Origin of the sequence: Prevotella marseillensis (assembly GCF_900625065.1) — a bacterium.
Classification (GTDB): domain Bacteria; phylum Bacteroidota; class Bacteroidia; order Bacteroidales; family Bacteroidaceae; genus Prevotella; species Prevotella rara.
The window spans coordinates 3,150,646-3,175,421 of sequence record NZ_UYXY01000001.1; the positions used below are offsets into that span (position 1 = coordinate 3,150,646).

The 24,776-nt window shown below is 48.8% G+C and carries 18 protein-coding genes; 1 reads left to right on the top strand and 17 read right to left on the bottom strand.

From position 1 onward, the window contains the following. Positions 1-28 precede the first annotated feature (28 nt). The 15 genes from EJL04_RS12600 to EJL04_RS12670 form a co-directional block, all read right to left on the bottom strand. On the bottom strand, positions 29-3,811 hold the full coding sequence (locus EJL04_RS12600) for a serine/threonine-protein kinase (RefSeq protein ID WP_125105156.1): 3,783 nt from the start codon (positions 3,809-3,811) through the stop codon (positions 29-31). A gap of 293 nt (positions 3,812-4,104) precedes the next feature. Next, positions 4,105-5,559: a protein kinase domain-containing protein gene (locus EJL04_RS12605; RefSeq protein WP_125105157.1), complete on the bottom strand. Its 1,455-nt coding sequence runs from the start codon at positions 5,557-5,559 to the stop codon at positions 4,105-4,107. A gap of 8 nt (positions 5,560-5,567) precedes the next feature. Beyond that, positions 5,568-6,806, bottom strand: a complete 1,239-nt coding sequence (locus EJL04_RS12610) for a Stp1/IreP family PP2C-type Ser/Thr phosphatase (protein ID WP_125105158.1) — start codon at positions 6,804-6,806, stop codon at positions 5,568-5,570. 4 nt (positions 6,807-6,810) lie between these two features. After that, complete coding sequence (locus EJL04_RS12615; protein ID WP_053397597.1) at positions 6,811-7,461, bottom strand: FHA domain-containing protein; 651 nt, start codon at positions 7,459-7,461, stop codon at positions 6,811-6,813. Positions 7,462-7,507: 46 nt separating this feature from the next. Beyond that, positions 7,508-8,641, bottom strand: a complete 1,134-nt coding sequence (locus EJL04_RS12620; protein ID WP_125105159.1) for a hypothetical protein — start codon at positions 8,639-8,641, stop codon at positions 7,508-7,510. 198 nt (positions 8,642-8,839) lie between these two features. Then, entirely contained in the window at positions 8,840-10,066 is a 1,227-nt protein-coding gene (locus EJL04_RS12625) for a hypothetical protein (protein ID WP_125105160.1), read from the bottom strand. A 145-nt stretch (positions 10,067-10,211) separates the two neighbouring features. Then, complete coding sequence (locus EJL04_RS12630; RefSeq protein ID WP_125105161.1) at positions 10,212-10,829, bottom strand: FHA domain-containing protein; 618 nt, start codon at positions 10,827-10,829, stop codon at positions 10,212-10,214. Positions 10,830-10,848: 19 nt separating this feature from the next. After that, the gene (locus tag EJL04_RS12635) at positions 10,849-11,733 is read right to left on the bottom strand and encodes a PP2C family protein-serine/threonine phosphatase (RefSeq protein ID WP_164511764.1); all 885 of its coding nucleotides are present in this window, start codon (positions 11,731-11,733) and stop codon (positions 10,849-10,851) included. Between the two features lie 53 nt (positions 11,734-11,786). Beyond that, entirely contained in the window at positions 11,787-12,500 is a 714-nt protein-coding gene (locus tag EJL04_RS12640; protein WP_125105163.1) for an FHA domain-containing protein, read from the bottom strand. A gap of 20 nt (positions 12,501-12,520) precedes the next feature. Further along, positions 12,521-13,141 (bottom strand): FHA domain-containing protein, encoded by a 621-nt coding sequence (locus EJL04_RS12645; protein ID WP_125105164.1) that lies wholly within the window; start codon positions 13,139-13,141, stop codon positions 12,521-12,523. Between the two features lie 17 nt (positions 13,142-13,158). Continuing rightward, positions 13,159-13,923 carry a caspase family protein gene (locus tag EJL04_RS12650; RefSeq protein WP_164511765.1) on the bottom strand — a complete coding sequence of 255 codons (765 nt, stop codon included), beginning with the start codon at positions 13,921-13,923 and terminating at the stop codon, positions 13,159-13,161. 23 nt (positions 13,924-13,946) lie between these two features. After that, positions 13,947-14,642 carry an FHA domain-containing protein gene (locus EJL04_RS12655; RefSeq protein WP_021854078.1) on the bottom strand — a complete coding sequence of 232 codons (696 nt, stop codon included), beginning with the start codon at positions 14,640-14,642 and terminating at the stop codon, positions 13,947-13,949. Between the two features lie 41 nt (positions 14,643-14,683). Then, complete coding sequence (locus EJL04_RS12660) at positions 14,684-15,298, bottom strand: UpxY family transcription antiterminator (RefSeq protein ID WP_164511766.1); 615 nt, start codon at positions 15,296-15,298, stop codon at positions 14,684-14,686. Positions 15,299-16,480: 1,182 nt separating this feature from the next. Next, a complete protein-coding gene (locus tag EJL04_RS12665) occupies positions 16,481-19,537 on the bottom strand; it encodes a T9SS type A sorting domain-containing protein (RefSeq protein ID WP_125105166.1) in 3,057 nt (1,018 codons plus the stop codon). 462 nt (positions 19,538-19,999) lie between these two features. Then, the gene (locus EJL04_RS12670; protein WP_125105167.1) at positions 20,000-20,761 is read right to left on the bottom strand and encodes a 4Fe-4S binding protein; all 762 of its coding nucleotides are present in this window, start codon (positions 20,759-20,761) and stop codon (positions 20,000-20,002) included. 483 nt (positions 20,762-21,244) lie between these two features. On the opposite strand from EJL04_RS12670, the gene EJL04_RS12675 reads away from it, so the two are divergent. After that, positions 21,245-21,733, top strand: coding sequence for a DUF3592 domain-containing protein (locus tag EJL04_RS12675; protein ID WP_125105168.1), 489 nt, complete (start codon positions 21,245-21,247; stop codon positions 21,731-21,733). Positions 21,734-21,855: 122 nt separating this feature from the next. On the opposite strand, the gene EJL04_RS12680 is transcribed toward EJL04_RS12675, so the two are convergent. Together EJL04_RS12680 and EJL04_RS12685 are read right to left on the bottom strand one after the other, a co-directional pair. Beyond that, positions 21,856-23,193: a S41 family peptidase gene (locus EJL04_RS12680; protein ID WP_125105169.1), complete on the bottom strand. Its 1,338-nt coding sequence runs from the start codon at positions 23,191-23,193 to the stop codon at positions 21,856-21,858. 175 nt (positions 23,194-23,368) lie between these two features. Continuing rightward, complete coding sequence (locus tag EJL04_RS12685; RefSeq protein WP_125105170.1) at positions 23,369-24,754, bottom strand: sigma-54-dependent transcriptional regulator; 1,386 nt, start codon at positions 24,752-24,754, stop codon at positions 23,369-23,371. Positions 24,755-24,776 lie beyond the last annotated feature (22 nt).

A 24,776-nucleotide genomic window follows, 5' to 3' on the forward strand; every position in this document is an offset into this window, starting at 1 on the left:
TCTTATAGGTGTTATTGTTCTTATTCTTTTATATTATGGCTGTCCTTTCGTGGTTCATGTCGTACACTATCATGCGTATGTCAACATACGACGGCGTCGACGTCGACTTTCTAAGTGTTGACACAAACTGCCGCAGGACGTTGAGCATTTCGCTTGTTATCTGTTCTGATGAAAAGTTCTCGATGTATACGGCCAGGGTAACGGCGTCGTTGCCTACGGTTACGCTTTCTATTGTCAGTCCGTCGGCTATCCTCGTGGGGCACTCTCTTGCCGCTTGTCGCCATGCTGCCTGCCAGCCATAGCCTCCGGTCATGTTCTGCCGTTGCTCCACCTGCAGGCTCCATTTGCCGTCTGTGTTTGTGGCTGTGCCCAGCTTGCGGTTGTTCTTGTCGTAGAAGACGCATTTATACTGTGTGCCTGCCCTGTAAGAGTAAACCAGTCGGTGCCATCCCTGACTGTTGTCCACGGGGCGGCCTCCGGCTCCGTAGCATGCCGTTTCCGTAAGCTGGTTCTGCTTGTTGTACTTATATTTTACGGTGCTGTATCCGCTTGCCGTGTTTGCCGGCTTGCCGTCGGCGCCGTAATAAGATTCGCTGCTTAGCATGCGCATCCCGTTGTATGTGTATGTATACTTGTGTATCTTCTCGCTCTTGTCGGCAACGGCTTTACCGTTGATGTCAAAGTATGCCTTCGAGGTGATGTCGCCGGCTTCGTTGTATGTGAATCTGCACTCGCTCCATCCCTGTCTGCCGTTTATGCTCTTTCCGTATCCGTCATAGCACATTATCTTGGTCATGTTGCCCCGCTTGTCGTAGACGGTGCGGCCTTCAGCCGCGATGTTGTTGGCTACAACGGGCTTGCCGTCAATGCCGAATGAAATCTGATGGCTCACCTTGTTGGCAATTCTGTCGTACTGGTTGTAGTATTTGTGCACCTTCTCGTTGTCGCATCCTCGTGTGCCGTTCTGCGTGAAGAACACTTCCGAGGTCTTGTTTCCGCGCTCGTCGTATTCGCGCTTTATGACAGCAAGGTTCTGTCCGCTGATGTTTTTCAGCCTGCCGTCGGTTCCGTAGTATTCCTGTTGCACGCACATGTTGTTCGAGTTGTATTTCATCACCTCTTTGTGATATCCCCCGTCACACAGTGCCGGCCTGTTTCCGCTGCTGAAGTAGGAGCGTTCGGTTACGTTGTCGCGTCCGTCATATTTGTATCTGATCTCATATTTTCCTGCGGCAAGCTTTCCGTTTGTGCCCATGGAGCGTTCGGCCGTTACGTTGCCTTTCTGGTCGAACTCCCACTCATAGTATGCCACACCCGACACCGACATCAGTTTTCCGTCGGTGTTCTTGTGCCTTTCTGATATGCAGTTGCCCTGGCTGTCGTACTCGTATTCCACGCGTGAGCAGAAATTGTTGAGCACGCACGGGCGGCCTTCGGTGTCGAGGAAGTAGCGCGCTGTCTCGTTCCCGTTGTCGTCATATTCATAGCACACCGTTGACGCTCCCTGTGATGTCATGGCCGGCTTGTCCTTGTCGTCGAAGTAAGAGAACTTCGTGCAGTTTCCGCGGGCGTCATATTCTTTGGTGAAATAGCAGAAGTGCATGTCTGAGAGCATTATGCGCTCCTTGGCCGCGCCCATGTAGGTGAGTCTTGCCAGGCGTCCCTGCTTGTCGTATCTTGCCTCCAGGCCGGCGTATCCCAGTTTGGCAGGTGCGTATATCTTTCCGTTTTTGTCGAAGTAATATTCTGTGAGCATGTTGCCCAGCGAGTCGTATGTGCTTTTCTTGTGGGCAAAGTAAGCCGTCTCTACGAGTTCGCCCGACGCGTCGAGCAGCTTGTGGTCGATAATGTTCCCCTTGTCGTCGTTGACAAATTTCTGTTTCGAATATGTGGCTTCGTCATCCGTGTCGTTGAAGTATGCCGCATTTCCTTTGGCATCGACATACGAAATGCCCGACAGGTATCCGTTGTCATCATACTCGTTGACATATCCGCTGACGCCTTTAACGTATGTCAGCCTGCCGTCTACACCGAGATACTGTCTCTTCTTGCATGTGCCGTCGTCGTTGTATTCGTAGAGTATGCCCGCAAATGCGTCGTCCTTGCGTATCATCGGCTGGCCGTTTATGTCGGTGTATTTCTCTGATGTGCGGTTGCCCCATTTGTCGTAGGTCAGCAGCACCACCGGGCAGTTGTTGCCGTCGCTGCTCGGCTTTCCGTCCACTGTGAGGTAAACAATCTTAGACAGGTTGCCGTCATCGTCGTAGGTGAATTTCTTCACGCCGAGGCCGAATTGTGTGGCCTTGGGCTTGCCGTCTTTTCCAAGATAGTGTTCCTCTATTACGCGTCCTTCGTCATCAAGGACATATCTGCGGCCGAAGATGCCTTGTCCGTCGGGCACCCTGACATTGCCGAATCCGGCATATTCAACCTTCACGAGATGTCCTTCGTCATCATATTCGAGAATGTACTTTGATATCTTTCCCTTTCCGTCGAGAGAAACATCGAATGCGCTTTGAAAGAGCTTCACCTGTGCGTTGAGCGTCATCTCGGTGCCGAGTTCGTCGTCCAGCTTGAAGGTGCAGGTCTTCATGTTGCTGTCATAGTCTTTTACGTACAGCACCTTGCCGCTGCGGTCCATGAATTTCTCAGAGTCAACCTTTCCGCTTCCTTCGGTGTAAAGCAGCGTCATGTCAACTATGCGGTCTTTGTCTTCAGAGTCGTGATGGTCAACCAGCTTGCCCTTGCTGTTCACGTACGACACGCGGCGGAGCTTGTGTCTTGAATACTCGAAGCGGTACGACGCCTCGCGGTGAGACATTTCGCTGCTGCTCAGCCGGCCCACTCCTTCGGGTATGCCGTAGACTTCAACATAATCGCGATAGTATTTTACCTTTGTGCGGTAGTAGTCCCATGTGAAGAAGCCCACGAGCATCAGTATCACCGCTACGGCTGCTCCTCCGTAGATCAGCGGGCGCGGTATAGGGTCGGGGGCAATGGCTTTTTTCACGGCGGCCTTCATCTCCATGCACGACTGATAGCGTGCTTCGGGAATCTTTTGTGTGGCTTTGTCTACAACCTCCTGTATCTTGTTTGATATATAAGGATAATATTCTGCCATGCGCGGCATGTCTTCTCTCACCACCTTCTGCCTTATTTCCTGCGCCGTAAGCATGGTTGAGTCATACGGCGCGCGGCCTGTCAGCATGTGGTAAATCAGCACTCCGATTGAATATATGTCCGAACGGGTGTCTACGTTCCTGCCGTAAATCTGCTCGGGGCTCATGTATGTCGGTGTGCCCATTATGTATCTGCTGTCAGCCATGTTCGCCTCAGACACAATCTGCGCTATACCGAAGTCCATTATCTTAATATGCCCGTCTTCCTGTATGATTATGTTCGAGGGCTTGATGTCGCGGTGAACAATGCCTTTTGAGTGGGCATATTCAAACGCATCAAGTATCTCACATATCATGGGATAGGCTTTCTTTTCGACAATCAGGCCGTTTCTCTTGTTGATGAAGTCTTCGAGCGTTATTCCTTTGACATATTCCATTATAAGGAACACGCCTTCAGGCGTTTCAACATAGTTGAGGAATTTCACAATGCCCTGATGGTCGAGCGAGCAGAGCAGTTCGGCCTCTTGCTTGAATCGTGCGCGGAGCGCGGGGTTACGGGCTATTTCAGGCTTCAAGGCCTTTATTGCCACCTGTTGGTCAATGTTCGTGTTTACTGCAAGATAAACACTGCCCATGCCGCCTGAGCCCAGGTGGCGCACAATTCTATAATTAAGGATGTCTGTCGGTATCATGTTGCTTCAATGAATGATTTTCAAGGTAGACGTCAGGTTTTTTTATGCCATTGCGCCGGAACTTACGGTCTGTCGCATTTCTGCGGCTTTTTCTTACGGTTTTCTCTTGATTCCGGCAGGTTTCCAAAAGGTGTCCTTTTATGTAGTGAAAGGTTATCTTTCAGAAGACGAAAGCCCATGTTCCGCAGGCTGAAATGATATCTTTTGAAATTATAACTGTCAGCTGCCAGTCAGGATAATTCCGCCGGCGGGTAATGTCTCCAAGAGTCTTATATATCAGTAATGGAAGGTTATCACACAAGGATGACGAATTTCCACACGACCATGGATATGATGGACAATATTGCCGCACCCCATCCGAGCCTGCGGTGGTCAGACTTGTATTTGTATATTTTTTCGCCGCTCACCATCTCCACCTTTCCTGTGGCTACCACCATGCCAAGTATTATTCCTAAGAATCCGCCGAGAATGGCAAATATGTAGGCTGCTATCAGCCATCCCGTGGCATCCTTCTCTACATATTTAGCGTTTTCTTCATTGGGCTTGGATATGGTTGTCGTTTCCGACACGGTGTTGTCATCTTCCGTCGGCGTGTCTTCCGCGTCCTGTATGGCACGTGCACGCTTGTCGAGTTCTTCCACCACTTTGTTCCAGTCGAGATGTCCCTCAATCACTCCTGCGAGATAAATCTCCGGGGCAGGCCCGCTGGCGGGGATGTTTACCGAGGTCTTGCATACAGACTTGCGGTTTACGATAGTGCCGTTTGAGCTGCAGTCTGTAAACACATAATATTTTCCTCCGGTAAACTCCTTCAGCTCTATGTCAGCGTGGTGGCGGCTTATCTTTCGTGCCGAGTCGTTCACTATGATGTCGCACATCTCGCGGCCTACGGATATCTTCACCGGCATGTTGCGCGATGATATGTTGCTTACGTTGGTGCCGTTGCTCAGTGCCGACATAAACTCGTAGCAGCTTTGGTAGCGCTGCATCATGTTCTTGGCCGTAGCCTTGTCGAGCACCTTCTGCAGCACGTCGGATATGCCCTTCTTGTATTTGGAGAGCTTCGGAAATTCGTCGTTTATTATCGAGTCTTTCGTCTCAAACTCGTTGGAGAGCGTGTTGAAGGCATGGTGTCCTGTGAGCATATAGAAGAACACGCAGCCTACGGCATATATGTCCGAACGGTAGTTTATGGAGTAGCCGGCAGCCTGCTCCGGACTCATATATCCGTTGGTGCCGAGTATAGAGCCAGGTATGGTGTTGCCGTTATTGTTGTCAAGATCCTTGGCTATGCCGAAGTCCAGCAGGCAGATGCTGCCGTCAGGGCGCACCATGATGTTCGACGGCTTGATGTCGCGGTGCACGATGTGTGAGTCGTGTACGCACTGCAGCGCGTCGAGTATTTTCATCATCATCTCCACAGCCTGCTGTTCTGGTATGGGGCCATGCCTTGTTACATACTGTTCGATGTTCAGTCCTTCAACAAGTTCCATGACGATATAGTAGCACTGTGTGTGCTCGTCGCGGAAGGCCGAATAGAGCTTTACGATAGAGGGATGGTCTATTCTTACAAGGAACTTCACCTCCTTTTCTATTCTGTCTATTATCGACCAGTCGGTGGCAAATTCCGGGAGAATCTCCTTTATCGCCACTATGTTGCCCTTGGTGTCGCGTGCACGGAATATTCTCCCCATGCCTCCACGGGCAATAGGCTCGTCGTCAATGATATAGTTAGCAATTTGTCTCATCGAGATAATTATTTTTCGCCTTTTAGATTTTCATACACAATGCCATCTTTCTCTTTCCTGCCGGTGTCTCCGCTCTTTTCCTCGACAATCTTTTTCTTTATCTCTTCTGTCTTTGAGCTTCCTTTCTTGTCAGTTGTTTTTTGAGCTTCTTTCGTGATGGCTTTCTTTGTAGATATTTTGTTGTCTGTAACCTTTGGCTTTACGGTCTTGACGGGCTCGCTTTCCTTTACGGTTATCACCTTCTTCACCTCCTTTGTGCTATTGGTAGTCTCGGGTGCTGAAGGTTCAGCGGTCTCAGCTTTCGGCTGCGGCTTTGCCTGTGTCTGTGTCTTCTTCATTATTACCTCGGGCTTTGTCTGCGGCTTGCTGTCCTTGTTCAGGTACCAGTAGATGCCTCCGCCGGCTATTGCCACCATCAGCAGGCCTATTATGGAGTAAAGCAGCGTGTGGCTTTTCTTTGCGCGTGTTGAGGTGTAGCCGTTGGGCTGCATGCTGCCGCGCTTGCCTCCTCCGCCAGGAAACTCCACGAGCTGCACCGTTATGTTGTCTACTCCTCCTGCATCGTTGGCCTGGCTCACCAGCATGTCTGCACGCTCCTTCAGCGGCAGGTCATAGCGTGTTACGGTGTTGAGTATGGCATTGTTGCTGACCATGCCGCTGAGGCCGTCGGAACACAGCACAAACACACCGCCCGGCTCTGGCGTTATAGGCATCTGTCCTATCACGGGAGGTGTCATGTTCTCAAGTCCGAGGGCATTGGTTATCTGGTTCTTGTCCTGATGATGCTCGGCGTCTTCCTTGCTTATCTGTCCTGAGTCGACGAGCGCCTGGACATACGACTGGTCTTTGGTTATCTGATGTATGTTGCGGTTGGCCACGTAGTATATGCGGCTGTCTCCCACAGAGCCGTAGTAAACCTGTCCGTCCCTGATGATGATCATCACGCATGTAGCTCCCATGCCGCTTAGTCCGTCGTTCTGCGAAGCCCTGCGCAGTATGGCCTGGTTGGCGGCAATGATAGAGCTGTTGATAGCCTCTTCGGCTGTGGCGAATGTGTTGTCGGTCAGGATGTCCTGTATCACGGCCACGGCGAGCTGCGATGCCACGTCGCCGGCCTTCTGTCCGCCCATGCCGTCGCATACTACAACGACTCTTCCGTTTGGAGAGTCGAACGTGGTCATGCTGTCTTCATTAACGCTGCGCACCCTGCCCGTGTCGGTGCAGTTGGCTATTATATAGTTTTCCATGATTTTATCCTATTTGTGGTATTGCTATGAAAATGAACACGGTGCTGCCCAGGCGTATTATGTCGTAGTTCTTCAGTTCGCCTTCGTCTGAAAGCTCCTTGTTGACGAAGGTTCCGTTGCTCGACTGCTCGTCGCGGTATTTGAACTTGTTGTCCACGTTTCTGTAAAGTAGCGACATGTGGCGGCCCGACATCTGCTTGTCTTCCGGCACGCAGATGTCGCACGAGCGGTCGCGTCCGATAAAGTTCTTGCCCTCATAAATGTTGTATGACTTGCCCAGCGGATCGCGGTTGTAGGTTACCAGAAATCCTACCAGCTTGCGTCCCTGTGCCGTGGGCACGCCTTTTGGCTGTCTGATTATGGTGCCGTTCACGGGTCTTTGTGCCGACTGCTGCTGTCCGGGGAAGCGTGTCTCGCCGGCAGCGTCCATTCCGCCCATCACAGGCGAACCCATTGCCCCCTGCTGCGGCATTCCTGCAGGAGGGGCAACGCGTGTTCTGTATGCTGAGTCAGGAGCCTGGTCGAACGGAGGCATTCCGAAATCTTGTTTTGAGTTAAACTGTGTGCTGTTGCCGTCTTTAGGGCACAACGGACATTCGTCACCATAGATATTAGAGTCGTATATATGTCCGTTTGGACAAGTTTTCTTAGGCATATTCTTAATTGTTTTTATTGTTTGACTATCTGTGTTATTTCTCTATTTATCCAAGAAACTCCTCATTCTCCATCATAGAGTCGAGCGATTCGCTGTTCTCGTCGGCCTCGGCATCAGCATTGTTTTCGGCCAGGTCGCTGTCGTATTCAATGTTGTCAGGCTCGCCGTATGTTTCGGCTTGTGCCATTGCAGGATCGTCCACTTCGGGAGTGTATGTGCTGTCGTCAGTATAAGTATCGTTCTCGGCTATATATTCTTCAGGCTGTCCGTCGGCAGCATATATGTCGTTTTCGGCTATGTCTTCGTTGAATCCGTCGTCTATACGGCTTTCAGGGTTGGGCAAACCTTCCATTTCGGCTGAATATCTGTCGTTTTCTGCCAGATACTGGTTAGAGTTATATCCGTCTACCAGTCCGTTAGGGTTGTAGTCAGGATTGTTCTCTGCGAAGTCGCCGTGGTATGCCTCGCCGGTCTTCTCGTCTTCAAAGTTGTTGTATATAGGCTCCTGGTTCTGTGCTATATAGTTTTCATTTGCTTGATGCTGTTCATCGTATCCGTTTATCTCCTGTGGGGTGAATCGCTCGTTGGTTACCTGAGCCGTTTCGTGTCCCATGTGTATGTTGTCCGACTCGCTGAGCTGCATGAACTCGTCCTGGTCGAAGCGGTTGTTTCCGTTAGAGTCTACGGCGAGCAGGTCAGCCACGCCGTCGCCGTCGCCGTCGGCTATTGCGAATTTATGGCCGTTGATGGTGCCTTCCTCGATAGAGCCTATCTTTGTGTCGCCTACATAGAAGTTTGTGGTTTCGTCCCATGTTACGTTCGGCTCTTCTGCCGCCTGTGCCTCCTCATGATACACTTCTGCCGCCGGTTTTTCCACTATCACCACGTGTTCTGTCGTTGTGTGCGTAGCGGTGTGAGTCTCCTGGGTTTCTTGTGTTTCAGCTTCCTTATATTCGCTTCCTGCCTCGGCTCCGCCTATTATGTCTTCAGTTGTAAGCGTCTCGTCTGCCGTCTGTCCTTCAGGCTGTCCTGCCGCATAGGCTGCTCCGCCGGCCACTGCCGCTCCTCCTAAGAAGGCAGCTCCGCCAACAGCTATTCTTTTTGCTGCATTGCTCTTCTGGATGGCTTTATCCTCATAATCCTCAACGTTCATTCCTGGGTTAGTTCCGTTAGTATTCATAATCTTACAGTTTAATGGTTATTTTTTTCGTTTTCTGTTCTCAGAGGCTTCAGCCCTTAGCCGGCCTTGCCTTTATATTAGTATAGATTTGTTTAGGATGACTTTCTTACGGTTAACTCAAAATTTTTTCAGGCGGGCGTCGTTCATTATAGGAGATATAGACTGAAAACCTGCGCATATATTTATTTTTATGTATGCCTATTTGGTTATTTTTATCACGTAGGTTTCAGGGCTGTCGTCGCATACGAGGGCATAGAAGCCGGGTGAGAGATAGGTGAACGATATGCTGCTAATGCCGCCCGACATGTCGGTTGTCGACGGGTCAATGCAGTTGGTCTTTCTTGTCTTGGTGGTGTAGCCCTGGCTCTTTGTGCCGTTTTTCAGTTCCACGTTGTCGAGGGCTATCAGATGCCAGCTGCCCTGAAACTTGGCGCCGGCAGCCTTGAAGGTGGTAACGATGCCTTCGGGAAAGGGATACACCTTCTTGTCCACATAGGCCGTGACGCCGTCTTCGGTCATTGTCCTTGCCCTTGATATGGCAAACTCGTTTACGTAGACTCTGCCGGGCTTGTATGTCTCGCCGTCTTCACCTGTGTATGCTGTCCTGTATTCCGTTACGTCGGCTGCCAGTATCTTCTCTTTCGAGCCGTCCTCGTGCAGCAGCGTTACATATTGGTCGTCGGTCTTGGCGCCATAATGCTGAACTGTCATTATGCCGTCCTTGGATGTTCCGTCCTTCATCACTATCGTGTTGACAAATCCTGCCTGACCGAAGAGCGGCTGCGAGAGCGAGCGTGCCACCTTGCGTATCTCGCGTATGTTGCCCATGCCCAGCTCTACCGTTGCCGAACTTGTCTTTACAGCCAGCGTCTGTCCTATCTTCTGCGACACTATGGTTCCGCGGTAAGTCTTTCCTGCCGCCGTCTCCACCTCGTCGTCAACGCCCGTGGCCTCTTCAGCCTCAGGAGCCTTGCGCCTGATTTCCTGTATGTCGTTCCATTTTATGCTGAATGTCGTCGGCACGGCCTGCAGGTAAGTGTCGGTCTGCGCGTTGCCCTTTTCGGTCTTCACCACGTCGGTGTAGGTGTAGTTTCCGGTCGTTATGCTGTGCATCATCAGATAGCGCCCGTCGGCGTTTCCCTGCAGAGCCTTCGTCTCCATGGCCCAGCGCTTCCATTCGCGCGGAAGTTTTTCGTATCTTACATATTTGTCTTTCTTCGACTTTATTTCGCCGTCGCTGACCACCAGCAGTGCTTTTGTTGCCTCCACGGTGATGTCCTTGCCAGGTCTCTGAACCACGATGTTGCCCGTAATCTTTGAGCCGTTTTTCATTATCAGGGTGGTTTTCTGCTGTGCGTATGCAGGAATTATGATGGTCAACAGGAGAATAACTGCTGATGCAGTCTTGTATATAGTTGTCCGCATTATTGTTAAAAACGTTTTTATTATTCTGTGTTTTATCTGCTTTCTGCCGGCAGCTGTTGCTGTCATTCTTACTTAATGCCGGTCGGTATTTATGTCAGCCATCCGGCCTTTGGCTTATTGCCCATGCTGCCGGATGTGCTTATTGTCAGTTTATTACAGGCATGTTGTCCGTGCGTGCATTCACGTTGGCCGATGCCTTGGTCTGCCCTGCGTTGCCTTTAGCCTTTACGGCTTTGCCTGCGCTCTGCTTTCTGCTGCTGCGCCTGTTTGCGTCGTTGTCGCCTGCAGCGGCTTTGGTGCCTATGGGTATCGACATCTCCGTGGGGGCAACCTTGTTGGTGGAGTCTTTGTTCCATTCGCCCTTGCCTTGCTCTACATATTCCTTAGGTGCCGCAGGAGCTGCTTCGGGTGCCGGCGCCTGTCCGGCAGACATGAGCCATACCGCAGCAATGATGACAACAACCAGCAGTGAGGCTGCCGCAATAATTGTCTTGCGCATTGTTACGTAAGGGTCCTTTACCAGGTTCCAGTCGAAGTTCCAGCGGTCTCCGAGCCTTATCTTGTCGTTTCTTGTTACGGGTATGGATGTTCCTTTCAGCATTCTCCTTTCGTTGATGAAGGTGCCGTTGCTGCTTGTGTCGCTTATGGTCATCTTGCCAAGCAGGTTGAACGAGATGACCATGTGGTGTCTGCTCACGTTGTCCCTTTCGTCGGGTATGACAATGTCGCAGTCGTTGCCGCGTCCTACTGTTATTTTCTTCATGCGTTATGTCTGTCTTTTTTTATTTCTTCTTCTTTATCAGCCTTATCTGCTCTGACAGAGCGTCCTTTATGCGCCGCATGTAGCTGTACTGGTATGTTGAGTCTTTCTTCATGTCGACAACTATTGCTGTAAGGTTGTCGTGGCTTTCGCCGTTCTGTATGCCTATGGCGTTGACTCTTTCTGTCAGATAGCGTAGGGCTTCGTCGGGACGCTTTGAGGCGTTGAACATCTTTATAATCTCAGGTTCGGGCTCACAGTTCCATATGCCGTCGGAGCAGAGTATGAACCTGTCGCCGGCCCTGTAGGGTATCTTCTCCACCTGGACAGCAGCCTGCGGCCTTATGCCCAGGGCTTTTGTTATTATGTTGGAGAAGCTCGACAGGCGCGCCTGCTCTTCGGTCATCAGATTTTTCGCAACCATCTCGAACACCTTTGAGTGGTCGAAGGTTCTGAATATCTTTTTTCCGCCTCTCAGCTGGTAGATGCGGCTGTCGCCTATGTGTGTCAGATATGCCGCCTCGGGCGTTATGGCCACAACCGTCGTCGTGGTGCCCATGCCGCGCAGCGGCGGGTCGTTAAGCGCGCGCCTGTAGATGGCTGCGTTGGCGTTGGCAACGGCGCTGCTTACGGCCTCTGGCCCAATCTTCTCTGCCGGCACTTCGGCCAGGGTCTGCACTATCTCCGTGGCCGCTATGCGCGATGCTGTCTGTCCGCCGTTCATGCCGCCCATGCCGTCGCATACGGTCAGGATGACAGCCCTGCCGCTGACCATGCCGCCGTATGAGTCCTGGTTTTCTTCGCGTCCGCCTATGCCGGAGCGTCCGTATGCCTCGCATGTGTCTGTTGAGGCTATGAGTTTTATTTCTTCAAGGCCGATTGTAGATGTAGGATGGTTATCGTTCATTGTCAAGCGATATATGTTTCTGTATGATGGTTTACGGGCGTGTGGCCGGCGCATCAGAACATGCCCGATATGACGGTGCGTGACGAGTCGTCGCTGCTGCCCGATGGTGAGTAGAAGTTGTCCTGTATGTCAGCCTCGGGGCGGGCGTCTGCTGCCGTTGCGGCGCTTGCAGCCGCCATGCCTGTCTCCTCAAAGCCTTCGTCCTCAAAGAGGCCGGCCTCCTCCACGTTGAATGTCTTTACGAGCAGCTTGTAGTGTCTGCCTATGCTTATGACGTCGTTCTCGTTTACGGTCAGAGTGTTATATCTGGCGTCGGTGCCGTTCACTTCGGTTCCGTTGGCCGAGTTGTAGTCTGTTATGGTCATGTTGAAGCGCACGGGGTTGCCCTCCTTGCGTATGTAGAGTATGGCGTGCTCAGGCGACACGGTCTTCTCCCTTAGGCACACGTCGCATCCGGCTGCCTGCCCTATGGCGTTGCGTCCGAGATAGAGCGGAAACATCTCGCCAAGCAGTCCGTGGGATATGGAGAAGAGACAGCCCACTATCACGCGGTTCTGCATGGTTATCTGCCGGGTGTCTCTGTCGGCCACGGCTGCGCCTGACGCGCTTTGTGCCTGGAAACCCTGTCCCTGCGCACCGGCTATGCACGTGCGGTTGTCGTCGTTGCCCGAACGTGTGTAGAGGCTGCTGAACGCTGCCTCGTCATACTCGCTGCTTCCGGGATTGTCGTAGTCGACGCCCGGTACTATTGTCTTGTTCTGTGACATAATCTATCGTTGTTCAGTGTTTACACCATTTGAAACCTCATCAGGGTTTCGCCCATCTTTATCATGTCGCCCGTCTTCAGGCTGTAAGCCTTGCCCTTGGGTATGGCATGCCCGTTGACGTATACGGGGTTTTCTGTCTTCACGGATGTTATCTGGTAGACAATCTGCCCTGCGGGCGTTTTCACGGTACGCATGCCTGCATGTATGCGGCTCATGGCTATGTCGGGTGTTATCTTTATCTGTGCGGTGCTGTCAGAGCTCTTGCGTCCCAGGTTGTAGTAGTTGCCGTGGGGCAGGCTAATAGTGCCGAAGCTCATGCCCTGGAAGCTCACCTGCAGTATGCCCTTGCTCTTCTGCTGCAGCTCGGGTATGAGCCTTGTCTTCAGTCCGCCGTTGAGGCCCTCTACCACCACCGTCTTGTCTCCCTGTCCGTTGATGACCGACGTGGGCAGTCCCTGGGGCTCGCCTCCTGCCGTAACGGGGGCGCCTGATGCCGGCGCTGCCATGGTCTTCTCTGAGTGCTGCTCCTGCAGTATCACGCTGAACGGCACCTTGTATGAGCATTTGGGACAGCAGAATGTTTCGGGCGGACGGCGCTGAAGCTCGAATCGCCGGCCGCAGTATGGACATTTTATTATCATTGTTGCTATAGTTGTTTTTATTTTACGTAAACGACCACCATGCTGTCGTCGAATTTACCCCACATCTGCGGATGCTGCTGGCCTTCAGTGTCGCTGATTACTCTCGGGTTGACATAGTTGAACAGCTCGCGCGCCGTAACCTTCCTGTCGCCGTTCCTGTCGGCGGCGCCCCTGAAGGCCTCGAGTATGCGGCTGATGAAGAATGAGTTGGTCATGTCGGGACTTTCCCACGAAACCTCGTTGGCACGGCTCGACGTGTAGAGCATCACGCTTGTCTTCTGCGTGCTGCGCTGCGGCGTCCTGCCGCCTTTGCTGTTCTTCAGCGTTAGTCCTCCCGAATAGCATGCCATGGCCAGAATCACCTTGCGGCGGGCCTTGGCCGACTTCATGATGTTCTGTATCTCGTTGTATGTGATGAGGCTCGAGGCGTCTTTGGTCTCGTAGGTGGTAAGTCCGCCCTGCACGCCGTGGCCGCTGTAGACGAAGATTATCTCGTCGTTGGGCGTAGACTTGGCAAACTCCGACTTGAGCACTCTCAGTATGTGGTCGCGCGTGGCGTTAGAGTTGAGCAGCATGAACACGCTGCTGCCGTTGTATTTGTAGAAGAAGCGCGACACGGCACGGGCGTCGCCCACCGAGCAGGGCAGGGGCGGGGCCACCTGCGGATACTTGTACTCGCCTATGCCGACCGACACCACGTAGGTCTTCTGCGGAAATGCCGCTGCTGCCAGCAGTAGCATCAGCGACAGCGATATCAGCTTAATCATGCTTGTGTGTTTCATAATATGATGTCTTTTTAAGGTTGCTATTTTCCCTTGAACTTGCACTTGCAGCTGCTGTTGGGGCATTTGCCCTCGGCCAGGATGTTCTCATAGAGCTTTGTGCCGAAGTGGTAGCCGCACTTGGGGCAGCAGTATTTCTTCCTGAAAAAGCGCTCGTTCTGGTCCTTGCGCTGTATGAGGCTGCGGTTCTTCACGTCAACTATGATCCACGAGAAGCCTATGGCTATGATGCTGCCTGCCACCTTGATGGCAGCGCTGGCGGTGGTGTCGCCTGCAAAGTCCTTGGGCAGAAGCATCGTCAGCAGTATGGCAAAGATACTTCCCAGCGACAGCGACGCCATTCTCATCATCATTATGTTCGACGTCTTGGCCTCGAGCGACATCTTGTTGCGGTTGTAGGTCTCGTAGATGTTGCGCAGCTCGCTTATGTCCACGGCGTCGTCGGTCTTGGGCGGCTGCTGCGCCATAAGCTCCTTTATGCGGAAGGTGTGTCTTGCCCCGAGGCGCACAAGCGTGTTGAGGCTCACCGGAACCTCGCCCGTAAGCCGCTTGAAGCTGCCGCTGGCCGACATTATCCATGTGCCGTTGGTCGAGTTGTTGTCTCTAAGGGTCATTTTGCCGGTGGCCTCGTCAAGATGAAACAAGGCATGCTCGCGGCTTATGCTTGGTTCGGTCAGTTTAAATGGCTGATTACCAAATTTACCGATTAAGATATCCATATCTGTTTAAAATATATTTGCTGTAGATATAATTTGTTTCTTTACTGTTCTGTGACTTTTTGTAAAAATGCCTTCGGGACGTATGCCGTCACTATCGTGCCGAAGCCATTGATGGTTACCCCCACGCGGGTTTGCCTTTTTACGCGGCAGACAAAGCCGCTGAATCCGGTGAACTTACCGCTTATTATCTTCACCTTGTCCCCCTTGGATATGTCGCTCTCAGTGTCGGAGATGAACATCTTGTTCTCGTCTTCAGTTTCATACCATTTGAGGAAAGACTCCATCTGGTCGTCGGGAACTATGAGCGGCTTTATTCCGCTTTTGCCTATCGGACAGCCGTTTTCGTCTTTGTTGGGGATATAATAGTGATGAAGAAAACTGAGCCCGGGGCTTCCCACGTATTTTCTTATCATTCTCTCGGTGGTGTGTACAAACAGAAAGTTGGGTATCAACGATTCTGTTATCAGCTTGCGCTTGCCGCCTATTATGCGCATTTTGTTGGTTACGGGCAGGAACACTTCTATGTTTTCCGCCTCAAGTATGTCTTTGGCTTTTCTCTCCTGTCCGTATGCAGCCCTCATCAGGAACCACACAGCCTCCTGGTCGGGCTTGTCGGGCGGGTCGGCACTTTGTCTCCGGACACTACGGGGGGACACCCCTTTAGCTGATTTACACGTTCTGGGGGACACATCGGAGGCAAATCCGGTGTTTGAGGTTTGCCCGCCTCGCCGGGTGTTCTCATTAGACAACGAGCACATTTTGTCTTAGCGTATTGCGGTTAAGCGCTAAATACATAATTAAAAGACACACCCGTCAGGAAATGTTTGCTCAATTCTCAGATAACAAAGCTTATGCCTGTAAATATCTTTAAGTTAGTAACAAGTTGCAGGTAAATGTCTTTAATATGCAAAATAAGTAAATTGTATACCTTATCCGGTGTTAGCCTGATGGGCCTTGCACTTGAGGCCCCGACAACATTCTGTCACCAGCAGGACCTTATGCCCGCCGTTATCAGTGAACTGTGTTCAGCTTCACCGGAGGTAACAGATATATTAGTTCGTCGACAAAATTAAATAAAAATATAAATATAAACAAAAGATAACGCAAAATAATGAAAAATTTTTTAACCAAAATCGGTTATTAGTATTCGGTCTGTATTTTTTATATTGATCTGATTTTGGTTAGATTTTTCATAGGCGCTTTTTAATTCATAGTTTAAATGAGGCGTGGAGATGGCGGTAAAAACTTATGACAAAAATATTTTTCAATCTGGAAAATAAAATTTTTTATCGGTCTACAATAAATCAGAATACTTCTAAAAAGTGTGCACTTATTAATAAAGATAATAGATATAAAAAGAGATTGATATCTGTGACAGTTTATAGAAAGTTGTCTGAATGGATTTATCAAGGTGGTTCTATCTTTATCTGTTGGATAATAATGTAACTAGCGTCATATTATCTGTGTTGATTTTGAAGACAGAGTAGATTAGGAATGTCGCACTCCGGATGTAATGTTGTATGATGTTCACTATAGAACCGAGGACAAGAGCCTATACTACGAGATATATTATAAACTACTTCTATAACAAATTTCTCAAAGACTAATTTGCAGATAATCAGTATTCAAGATTTTAACTACTTACTGGAAATGTTATTTTTGTGGAGGTTACTGTCTTGCTAAGTTGGATTTAACCTAAAGGGCTGGCACGATAATACGTGTCAGCCCTAAATTAAAGGTTTATCGAACAGTAAATATTTTGGTATGACAATATTATTTTCTGATATAGAACTTATTCTGAATGAGAAAATCAAAAATAAGTCAGATTTTTTAATTCGTCATTTTACAAGAATTTTTTTGACATAGACATTATTACCAGCCTCTATACGAATAATATACAGACCTTTTGGATAACTTGCAAGTGAAAGATTGCCGCTATCAGTATATGCGACACATACACCTGAAGAATTTATAAGACTCAGGTTGTCAAAGTCTCCTTCGATTGCAATTATTTTGTTTTCTTGTATATATGATATTTCTATTCCATCTGCTATAGATTCGTTGATGTTAGAGGTCCCATCATAATAGAAAGGTAACGAAGTGTCAGAATTTCTTCCGTCAATATAATATGCTTCTACATAATAGTTTGCTCCTTTTATGGGTTGGGGGTCGACAAAACGTGCCTGAAGCCTATCAATTATCAAATTGTTGAGTTGTTCGCCATCTCGATAAACGTTATAATTAAACACCTTACCTTCATCCTCAGAGGGAGTAAATTCTGGGGTATCTGTTATACAGCCGGTGATGTCCCAACAACAGAAACCATTTTCTGCTTGGCCCTGCTCCGCATAAAAATCGGATATCTTTTTCCAAGTTTTACCATTATCGTCAGAATATAGATCACTCTTACCTGGTAGGAATGTTTCCGTAAGTACACAGCATGCGGGCATTTGTGGGGCATCGTAATCAAAGAATTTAAGGCCTATTTTTAGTTCTTTGCTAGCGTTAATCTTCAACGGCTCATCTAGAGCGACAGTGAAAACTTCATTGTAGGGGAGATTTTCTATTTTTTGTTCGCGTACAATTTTATTGTCTTCAAATATAATTACAGATGCGTTTATACCCAGTATTGTTTCTACATAACTATTATAGTTGATTATCGAAGAAATCCCCGAAAGATACTTACCGTCAAAAATTTGAAGGTCTTTATTGTCAAATGCATTTGCCACAATAAACTCGTTACCTTCGTTACCAATAGCCCATCTTCTTGTCATAGAAGGAACATTGATATGATTTAGCAAATAAGCAGATGACGGACTCTTCCATGTAAGGTTCAGAGATTGGTCTTCTTTATTAAGTAGACCGATGAGTCCTGTAGGAGCAGCAGCATCTGCATCTGAACTTATCTTTATGTTATCAGCATAAGCCATGTATTGTGCCAGGCCTAATCCAAACTTGCGCAAGCGCATCTTGAATATTTTTCCTGCCACAAATGATGAAAGATCTGCTGATAGAGTATTGAATGCATAGCCTGTAGATGATATGTCTTTCAATGACCATGCTTTCACTTCTTTCCAACTTTTTCCATTATCAGTGGTTATTTCAACACTGATGGAGTCTTTGTCAAGTGTTTGATTGTCTTCTTTAAGTAGAGAATACTGAAATAAGAAACTTACGTTGATTTTATTAAGTTTTGTGGCATCAAGTGGCCTTGATACGATACTTCCAGAATATGGCTCTTGTGAAATGACTGTAGACCAAAGACTACTCTTTATCAAACCATAATCTACAATCAAATCCCACATAGCATCCATGTCCGGTCCGTAATCCTTAACTCTTTCCCAGTAATTTGTGTCAAAATAAGTAGATTCAAAATCTTCTAATAATGGTATGGCATAAGTATCAGGAACAGAGGCTGTAAGAGGTTCAGACATAGGTGATACAATGGTTTTTCCATCAGCAAGATTATATACGCCTTCAATTGTATATATAGGATGCCCACCAACACCATCTTGTATCAACACAGTGGGTTTGTCCTCGGGAATCTCTGCAGTCTTGTTGCCATCTCGATAAATAATATATTTGATAAGTGTAATGTCTTCATATTTTGTGTCATCTTTTATCCATGAAAGTGTAACCTGTCCTGCATTCTCTGATATTGCAGAAAGTCCAATAGGTGTTGGAGGAATAGAAACATCAAATTTCTCTGATTTGAGAATCCAGCTTTTAGGAGTTTGTCCAGCCATAATCTGAATATCGGCATTGCCTGCAATTATATTGCCGTCTGCAGACATTGCAATAGGAAATGCCTGAGACTTCTTATTATAGTCAAACTCGATGTCTGGCATTATTCCACTTGCAAAAATGTCCATATAATATGTAAGGTCTAGTATGCGGTTGTCTTCATATGAATACCAGAAAGAACGAGTGTAAGCATCTCCCATGAAAGCAGAACCGTAATTATATGCAGCGGTAACGTTGCCGTTATTATCTATTGCAGCATTGCTAATAACACCTTTAAAGGCATAATTAGGTATAAGATGACTGACGGAATTTTCCACGTCATAAATATAAGCGTATTGAGAACTTCCTTTTATAATGATATACTTGCCGTTAGAACTTATATTTAATACGTCCATGTCTCCAAAAGATCCTGCTATTTCATTTCCGATATCATTATTTGTAATAATTTGACATGTTCCGTCTTTCCATAATGATATATAAGCATTGTTTAATTTGTCTACAGCTTTTCCAACAATTAAATTACCATCTTCAGAAATAAATCTAGGTATAGCGTATTTAAAATCATTCGGTACATTAAGCCATTCATGCTTCCATATTCCATCTTCCAGTTCCGTCCAAATGCACGGATAATATTGAGCACTGTTTCCTGTACTAATATAACCACACACTTTTTTACCGTCTGATGATATTCCCACAGATCTTGACCCATCTCCTAGATATTCAAAAGCAGATGTATTAAAGTCGCCATAATACAGACGTGTACATTTGCCGTCTTTCCATACAGCTGCAGTATTGGCAGGTCCTTCTGCTTTGCCGAATGCATCTTCATAATAAATAATAGTATTAAGATCTTTTGCTGTTCCGCATATAATGCCATTATCGGTAACATCTTTGAATTCACCAGATGTTTCCAGATTTTCTTCATCAAATTTGGTGATCCAGTTAAGTTTGTCTGTTGTTGTGTCATAAAGAAAACTTTCGGTGGAAATACCATCTAAGTTATTCTTGAAGTTTACTCCAACAACATATTGGCCGTTAGCTGAGATAGCTGATGTGAGAGTATATTCCCCTAGGTTCTTGAAATCTTTGTCTGCTTTTACAGTGCTATAACCTACTATAAAAACAGCTGCTAATAAAAGTAATTTTTTCATAATAAGGACTTTAAGTTAAACATGCGATTAATATCATCGCAATATTACGAAAAAAATGTTACAGTTGTTTTTTTTTTTTTATTTTGGTCTTTTTTAACAAAAGCAGACAAATGCCACTAAAATCAGCCATTTCTGAGCCTGAAACCATAAGTTTGAGCCTCTGAAATGGCACCTTTTCATCCGTAACTGGGCCACTTTTTATGCGTAAGTGGCCCGGTTATGTTTTTTAACACTTCCGCTTTTCACTCTTATTCGCTGCAACTCGCTGTCAGTCAGTGTTTTAATAAAGCACACCGTTTTTTGCCCTTTTCTGCCCAAAATCGCGGTATGGCGAAGAGCATGCGTGTTCTGAGAGCATCAAACGGTCGTGAAAACATGAAGAATGTTTACAAATAAGTGCTGCTGTCAGGTGTAGGGAATCTTGTAAGTGAGATGCCGGAAACAGTCATACGCCCTATGATGTCAGAGATAAAGCTCACATTCTTTTCTTGTTGAGCATACTTTCTTCAGCATTATGTTTGCTGCAGAGAGGAGTAGTCTGTTCACCTTTCTTGCGCCGTGAGGACATACGGCGGCGCAGCGCATGCATGATATGCAGGTCTTCTTGTCCACCTTTGCAGGGTTGTCTGTGCTGATAGCGCCTGTCGGGCATTTGGAGGCGCACAGGCCGCAGCTTGTGCATTGGGCTGTGGGGCGGGGCACGAAGCCTACGCTTCCGGCCTTCTTGTACGGTCTGTTGCCGGGTATTGCAGGCGTGGCAGAGTCGTTGCTGTTCAGCTTGGCGGCTATCTGTTCGGCAAATTTGTTAAGTGCGGTATAATCGTCCTGGTCGGGGCGGTTGGCGGCATATCGGCGGACAATAGAGTGTTCGGCTATGGCTGCCACGGCGGCTACGATGCTGAATCCTGCCTTAAGGGCGCAGTCTTGCAGTTCGGCCAAAGTGTCCTCATAGGCACGGTTGCCGTATACGCATACTATTACGGCCCTTGCGCCGTTGCCGCTTATCTGCGTTATGCGTTCAGCTGCCGGGGCAGGCACGCGTCCGCCATACGACGGCACGGCTATCACGGCCACGTCGTCGCCGTTGAGAGCAACGCCCTTAAAGTCGGCCTTGCGGTCGGTAAGGTCAATGTTTACTATGTCGTTGCCGAGCTTTGCGGCAATAAATCCAGCCACCTTTTCGGTTCCTCCCGTCGGGCTGAAGCATATTTTATATATTTTCATTATTCTTTGTCTGATGTTTGTTTTGTTGCAAATATAATAATTTTAAGGCAAAGTCAAATGAAAAAACTTTGCTGTTTTTTATTTGCCATTGCTCTCGCTTTTGGCTATCTTTAGATAAGATAGTGTGCGGCTCGGCAGTGTCAAATGAAAAAAACTTTGTTGTTTTTTATTTGCCGTTGCTCTCGCCTTTGGCTATCTTTGAATAAGATAGGATGCGGCTCGGCAGTGTCAAATCAAAAAACTTTGTTGTTTTTTATTTGTCGTTGCTCTCGCCTTTGGCTATCTTTAGATAAGATAGAATGCGGCTCGGCAGTGCCAAATGAAAAAACTTTGTTGTTTTTTATTTGCCATTGCTCTCGCCTTTGGCTATCTTTAGATAAGATAGGATGCGGCTCGGCAGTGCCAAATGAAAAAAACTTTGTTGTTTTTTATTTGCCATTGCTCTCGCCTTTGGCTATCTTTGTAGCAGAAATGGTTTAGATTATGAAATACACAACAGATAAACGATATTCGGAGCATGGCACGGAGGGGAGATGTGCGGTGTCGTCTCGCAATAAGGTTATTTGTCTTTTGCTCTTTGTCGTAGGACTGCTCATGCTCGGCGGAGGCATCTACGGGCTTGTGTCGCTGTCGAAGGCTTCAGGCGCTTTGGACCATGCCACCGGCGTGATAGACAAGCTCAGCTATAAGAGAGAATACCGGCACCGGAAGAGACGTACGCACTGGGAGATGCGCATAAGCTACGAGACAGAGCGCTACGGCAAGACGTATATATCGGAGAAGTGCTATCTGCCATTCTGTAGTGAAGGCGACAGCATTGAGGTGCTGTATAATCCGGATAACCCCTACGACGTGCGCATTCCGGGCAATGAGCGCTGCATATGGTTTACGCTGCTGGGCGTAGGACTGTTGTGTATGTCGGGCGTGTGGCTGATGCTCAGGCCGCAGCGGCAAAAAGAGCGGCATGCTTAGCGCCATATAATAAAATAAATGTTCTTTATATATTGCGTTATGTCCGTTTTGCTATGCCATATAATGACTGAGCAAAACGGATATAATCATGATTTTGTTTTGATAGGGGTTGATGTCTTGTTCTATTTTTTGCCTTTCAGCATCTTCAGCGCAGCCGTTAGTGCCGAGTCGGTCTTGCCCAGTGCGTCGCTTTCGGTATATTCTACGCAGACGTCAGGCTTTATGCCGGTGTTGATAATATCGGAACCGTCGGGATTGGTGAAGCGGCATTCTGCTATCAGCGACGAGTAGCCGTGCCCCCAGTTGCAGAATTTAGGACTGCTTATCACGCCCGCTGTCGGCGTGCCTACAATCTTGCCGAGCGACAGGTTCTTCATTGTTGCGGCAAAGTCTTCGGCTGCCGATGCCGTAAATCCGTCAACAAGAATTATAACGGGGGCGGTTATTCTCAACGAGTCGGGCGTGTTGTTCTTCATCACGAACCAGCCTTCCTGAACGGGCTGCATGGCCACGCCGTTATAGTAGTCGGCCAGTTGGCTGACATTTTTGCCGTACATCTCGTAGGCCGTGTTAGCCACTCTTGTCATAATCTTTAAGCCGTCGAATATGTTAGTGTTTCTGTCGGCGATATGTCTTATTATGTTGTGCCACGACTCGTCTGTTCCTCCTCGGTTTCCGCGTATGTCGAATATCACGCCTTTGGCAGACAAGAAATCAGAGAGGTTATTCTCAAAAGCGCTTTTTATTGTGCCGGGCAACGTGAACGTGCTCATCTTCATATACATGATGTTGCCTGGCAGCTTCTTTATGCGGCATTTGGCCGTGTCGCGTCTGATGCTCCAGTCGTCAGTGTCGTCGTAGTTCCTTATGCTTGTCATGAGTTTTGTGTTTATGGTCTTGCCCTTAGGAGTAGTTATCTCAATATGATATTCCGCGCCTTCCTTGCCTGTAAGGAATATGTCGAGAGCCTTTCTCTTTCTCCATTCCATGTTGGGAGCCGAAACATACGGATAGACATGCTTTTGCAGATATTCGTCGAGCGTCAGGCCGTCCACCTTCTTAATCTCGCAGCCAACAGGCAACAGCGGTTTTAGCTGCCTTGTAGTGTTGGTTATCAGCAGTTTGTCTCCAGCCCATGTAAGTATCAGCGGCACCCTGTAGCGTATGATGTTGCTGTCGTTAAATCGCGTGTGTCCCTCGTCGAAGTGAGCCATGAACTGCGTCATTAAGCCCGAAAACTCCTGTTCGCTTTCGGCATTCAAGACCTTAGTAAGATAGCATCTGTAAAGACTGTCAGGATTAGTCTCCTTGAATTTCTCAGGAAATGCAAAGTTGTTGCTTATTTCTTTCCATATCGAAGAAAGTATATATATTCTTTCGCTCAGAGTAGTGTCCGCCTTGGCCGTGTATGGCACGATGCACATTAAGGCCAAAGCCGCAATAATTATTCTCCTGATCATGTTACGATGTTTTTGCTGAATGTATAGAGTTAAGTTGACTATGCAAATCTTCAGTATGAATTATGCTGACTAATATGTGAAACTTGTAGCCTTAAAACATCCCCGTTTTAACCGCCACAAGAGTAATCACAATTTTCCATTCTCAATTCTCCATTCTCAATTGGCAAATGCCCCTTCACGCCTCGATGTTGTATTTCTGAATCTTGTTATACAGTGTCTTGCGGTCGATGGCGAGCAGTTGGGCCGTCTTGGTCTTGTTGCCGCCCGTGGCGCGCAGGGCGTCTATTATGCGCTGTCGTTCGGTCTGCTCGTCGTGCAGGGCCGTGGGCTCCTGTCTCATGGGGCGCGTCATGGCCTTCGACAGTTCCTCGGTGCCGATGTATGAGCCGCGCGTAAGCAGGGTGGCACGCTTCACCACGTTGTTAAGCTCGCGCAGGTTGCCCGGCCAGCTGTATCGCGCAAGCATCTCCGACGCCTTGTCGTCGAATCCCGCCACGTTGCGTTCCAGCTCCTCGTTGGCCTGACTGACAAAGAGGTCGGCAAACAGAAACAGGTCGGCGCCGCGGTCTTTAAGTTCGGGCATATATATGGTGAACTCGTTGATGCGGTGATAAAGGTCTTCGCGGAACTTTCCGTCGGCCACGAGCTGCGCCAGGTTGCCGTTGGTGGCGCACACCAGTCGGATGTCCACGCTTATCTCCTTGGGCGAGCCTAACGGGCGCACCTTGCGCTCCTGAAGGGCACGCAGCAGCTGCACCTGCACGTCGTAGGTCAGGTTGCCCACCTCGTCGAGGAACAGCGTTCCGCCGTTGGCCTCCTCAAAGGCTCCGCGCTTGTCGGTAGTGGCGCCTGTGAAGGCTCCCTTGGTGTATCCGAAGAACTCAGAGGCCGCCACGTCCTTGGGTATGGCTCCGCAGTCGAGCGCAAAGAAGGGCTTGCCGGCGCGGCTGCTCTGGCTGTGAATGCGGCGCGCAACATACTCTTTGCCCGTGCCGCTGGCTCCGAGAATGAGCACCGACATGGGCGTTGGCGCAACGAGGTTTACGTAGTCGTAGAGCTGGCGCGAAGCCTCGCTCGTGCCTTCTATGTATTTCTTGGCGGCCGTGTGCGGCTTCTGTTCTGCCGCCGCATTGTTGTCGTGGGCTGCTGATGTTGCTGCTGTATGTGTGGCACCTGCCGTGTCGGCTGCTGCTGTGTTGTGGCTGTCGAGCGCGTCGTTTATCTTTTGCAGCAGAATGTCGGGCTGCACGGGTTTGGCTATATAGTCGCACGCTCCCGACTTCATGGCCAGCACGGCGTTCTGCACTTCGGCATAGCTCGTCATCACGATGAAGGGCGTCTGCATGTTCTTCTTGCGCAGCCAGTTGAGCAGAAACAGACCGTCGTGGTCGGGCAGACGGAGGTCAGACAGTATGAGGTCGAAGCCCGTGCTGTCGGTCACGGCCCGTGCCGCGGCGCTTACGGAGCTTGCTCTCTCAACCGTGAAACCCTTTTTGCGCAGCCATGTCTGCATCATGGTTGCGTATGTAAGGTCGTCTTCAACTATAAGGATACTTGCCATGTAGGTCAGAATGTTGTTATGA

Coding starts and splice junctions, on each gene's coding strand:
- EJL04_RS12610 (WP_125105158.1), bottom strand. CDS start 6,806: ATGGAAAACTATATAATAGCCAACTGCACCGACACGGGCAGGGTGCGC.
- EJL04_RS12685 (WP_125105170.1), bottom strand. CDS start 24,754: ATGGCAAGTATCCTTATAGTTGAAGACGACCTTACATACGCAACCATG.
- EJL04_RS12650 (WP_164511765.1), bottom strand. CDS start 13,923: ATGAAACACACAAGCATGATTAAGCTGATATCGCTGTCGCTGATGCTA.
- EJL04_RS12605 (WP_125105157.1), bottom strand. CDS start 5,559: ATGAGACAAATTGCTAACTATATCATTGACGACGAGCCTATTGCCCGT.
- EJL04_RS12680 (WP_125105169.1), bottom strand. CDS start 23,193: ATGATCAGGAGAATAATTATTGCGGCTTTGGCCTTAATGTGCATCGTG.
- EJL04_RS12615 (WP_053397597.1), bottom strand. CDS start 7,461: ATGCCTAAGAAAACTTGTCCAAACGGACATATATACGACTCTAATATC.
- EJL04_RS12670 (WP_125105167.1), bottom strand. CDS start 20,761: ATGAAAATATATAAAATATGCTTCAGCCCGACGGGAGGAACCGAAAAG.
- EJL04_RS12630 (WP_125105161.1), bottom strand. CDS start 10,829: ATGAAGAAAATAACAGTAGGACGCGGCAACGACTGCGACATTGTCATA.
- EJL04_RS12635 (WP_164511764.1), bottom strand. CDS start 11,733: ATGAACGATAACCATCCTACATCTACAATCGGCCTTGAAGAAATAAAA.
- EJL04_RS12625 (WP_125105160.1), bottom strand. CDS start 10,066: ATGCGGACAACTATATACAAGACTGCATCAGCAGTTATTCTCCTGTTG.
- EJL04_RS12645 (WP_125105164.1), bottom strand. CDS start 13,141: ATGATAATAAAATGTCCATACTGCGGCCGGCGATTCGAGCTTCAGCGC.
- EJL04_RS12665 (WP_125105166.1), bottom strand. CDS start 19,537: ATGAAAAAATTACTTTTATTAGCAGCTGTTTTTATAGTAGGTTATAGC.
- EJL04_RS12655 (WP_021854078.1), bottom strand. CDS start 14,642: ATGGATATCTTAATCGGTAAATTTGGTAATCAGCCATTTAAACTGACC.
- EJL04_RS12620 (WP_125105159.1), bottom strand. CDS start 8,641: ATGAATACTAACGGAACTAACCCAGGAATGAACGTTGAGGATTATGAG.
- EJL04_RS12600 (WP_125105156.1), bottom strand. CDS start 3,811: ATGATACCGACAGACATCCTTAATTATAGAATTGTGCGCCACCTGGGC.
- EJL04_RS12640 (WP_125105163.1), bottom strand. CDS start 12,500: ATGTCACAGAACAAGACAATAGTACCGGGCGTCGACTACGACAATCCC.
- EJL04_RS12675 (WP_125105168.1), top strand. CDS start 21,245: ATGAAATACACAACAGATAAACGATATTCGGAGCATGGCACGGAGGGG.